The following is a 2054-nucleotide window of genomic DNA, read 5'->3' as shown; positions in this document are numbered from 1 at the left end:
CCCTATTGCCGGAGCCTCTTAATCCGCGGGTCGGCACCCGATCGTCATGGCATGCCGCCGGGCTGTCGCGCCGTTTCCGCTTCTCGGCGCTGACGCGCCTGCGGCGCGAAAGGACAGCAACCGGCGGACACCGAGGCTGATGCCTCCCCGACGAACTCACCACTCACCCGCACACATGACCTGCGTGTCAGGTCATGCTGAGCACCTCGGCGTTCACGCCCGCCAGCCCGGTGAAGTCGGCGGACGCATCGGTCGTCAGCAGTATGCGTCCCTCGGCCACAGCCGTGGCAACAATGATCATGTCATGCGCTGGCCGCGGCCTGCCGCGGTGCATGGCGTGGACAGCGAGTCGGGCGTGTGCCCGAGCGACGTCGAGCGTGTAGTCCACAACCGGCACGCTGGCAAGCACTGCCTCTACATGCAGTGCACGACGCTGCTTGTGGGCCTCGGTCGCGCGCTCAACGCCCACGAGGAGCTCCATTGCGGTGATCGAGGCGATCGCCGCGTCGTCCGCCCCCAGGACCGCATCAATGTCGAGCGTGCCTCGCTCGAACGCGATGATGACCCCGGTATCGAGAATCACACGTCTGGCCACGTGCGGACCTGATCGGTGAAGGAGGCCCGCACGTCGGCCCGCACAGCCTCAAGATCGTCGGCAAAAGCGGGGTCCGGCGCGTGCTCCCGCAGCGCGTCTTTGAGCCGGTCGGCCGTGGTGCGCCGTTCGGGGACGAACCGGCCGACCGTGACGCCATCCCGCGTGATCACCACAACTTGTCCGTGCTCGACCGCGTCGAGCACACTGGCGAAGTTGCGGGCCGCCTGAGTGGCCGTCATGCTCTTCATGCGTTACACACTATCAGATTTACTTTGCGTATACATAACTACCATATTTCCATGGAAGCCCCTCCATGGACAGCGACCAGCGACCCAGAGCAGCGCTCTGATCACATGCGCCGCACTGTAGCAACCGGTGTAGCAACGGCTGCGGATGTGGGCGGATGTCAGCGAACGGCGGCGGACGGATGACCCGTACGCCTACCAGGCGCACACTCGAAGCATGACGATGGTCAAGAGCTCCCGCATCGCCGTCCGCCTACCCGAGGAACAGGACGCGCTGATCCGCGCGGCTGCCGAGGCCGAAGGCTCCACCGTCACCGAGTTCACCGTGAACGCCGCCGTGGCCAGAGCCAAGGACGTCCTGGCTGACCAGCGCCTGTTCACCCTGGGTAACGAGGCGTGGGCGGAATTCCTCACCGTCCTCGATCGTCCGGTGACCCGCAAGCCGCGGCTGGAGCGCCTGTTCGCCGAAGAATCGCTCTTTGAGTGAGCGGCTACTCGGCCCCCCGGCCGATCATCGCCTCCGACGACCTGTCGGCCTTCGACAGCGGCGAGCTCTCGCTCGACGACTGGCTGCGCCGACGCGCGCTGGGCAACCAGGCGGCAGGAGCATCCCACTGCTTCGTCACTATCCGCAACGGACGCGTCGTCGGCTACTACGCCCTGGCCACCGGGGCAGTCCAGCGACTGGACAGCAGTCGGCGCGTCGGGCAGGGCATGCCCGACCCCGTCTCGGTCATTCTGCTCGGCCGCCTCGCCGCCGACGCCAAGGAACAAGGCCGGGGCCTGGGTGCCCATCTGCTCCGGGACGCGATCACCCGCATCGTCTCCGCAGCGGAGATCGTCGGTGTACGAGCACTGCTCGTCCATGCGCTGCACGACCAGGCCCGGCAGTTCTACCTGCACTTCGGGTTCGAGCCCTCCCCGACCCACCCACTTCGCCTATTCCTTCTGATGAAGGATGCTAGAGCGCTGACCAGAGAGAGCACATCCGTATAGCCAGCTTGTTACGGGCACTGCCATCGCCATTGCTTGGGGTGATAGACGCAGGTAGCCGGGCTGATACGACAAGGCTGGCCATCGCCGCGGTTTGCGTAGATGCTGTATAAGCCCCCGGGGGCACACGACTGAGGGTTCTGCGTGTTACTCGGCAACGCCTGGTCGCCGCGTCATGCCTGTCGGGATAAGTTTTGTCTTAGAGCGCCCGGCAATAGGGG

Annotated in this window: 4 protein-coding genes; 2 read left to right on the top strand and 2 right to left on the bottom strand. The window is 65.7% G+C overall.

From position 1 onward, the window contains the following. Positions 1–187: 187 nt before the first annotated feature. Positions 188–595, bottom strand: a complete 408-nt coding sequence (locus MJ783_RS04440; protein WP_239308640.1) for a PIN domain-containing protein — start codon at positions 593–595, stop codon at positions 188–190. Next, a complete protein-coding gene (locus MJ783_RS04435; protein ID WP_239308639.1) occupies positions 580–834 on the bottom strand; it encodes a type II toxin-antitoxin system Phd/YefM family antitoxin in 255 nt (84 codons plus the stop codon). Before MJ783_RS04435 ends, MJ783_RS04440 begins: the two co-directional genes overlap by 16 nt. A 154-nt stretch (positions 835–988) precedes the next feature. On the opposite strand from MJ783_RS04435, the gene MJ783_RS04430 reads away from it, so the two are divergent. Together MJ783_RS04430 and MJ783_RS04425 are read left to right on the top strand one after the other, a co-directional pair. Then, positions 989–1327: a DUF1778 domain-containing protein gene (locus MJ783_RS04430; protein ID WP_239308638.1), complete on the top strand. Its 339-nt coding sequence runs from the start codon at positions 989–991 to the stop codon at positions 1325–1327. Next, positions 1324–1836: a GNAT family N-acetyltransferase gene (locus MJ783_RS04425; protein ID WP_239308637.1), complete on the top strand. Its 513-nt coding sequence runs from the start codon at positions 1324–1326 to the stop codon at positions 1834–1836. Before MJ783_RS04430 ends, MJ783_RS04425 begins: the two co-directional genes overlap by 4 nt. Positions 1837–2054 lie beyond the last annotated feature (218 nt).

The organism is Protofrankia sp. Cj3 (genome assembly GCF_917627355.1).
Taxonomy (GTDB): domain Bacteria; phylum Actinomycetota; class Actinomycetes; order Frankiales; family Frankiaceae; genus Protofrankia.
This window is presented reverse-complemented; position numbering and strand designations above follow the sequence as displayed.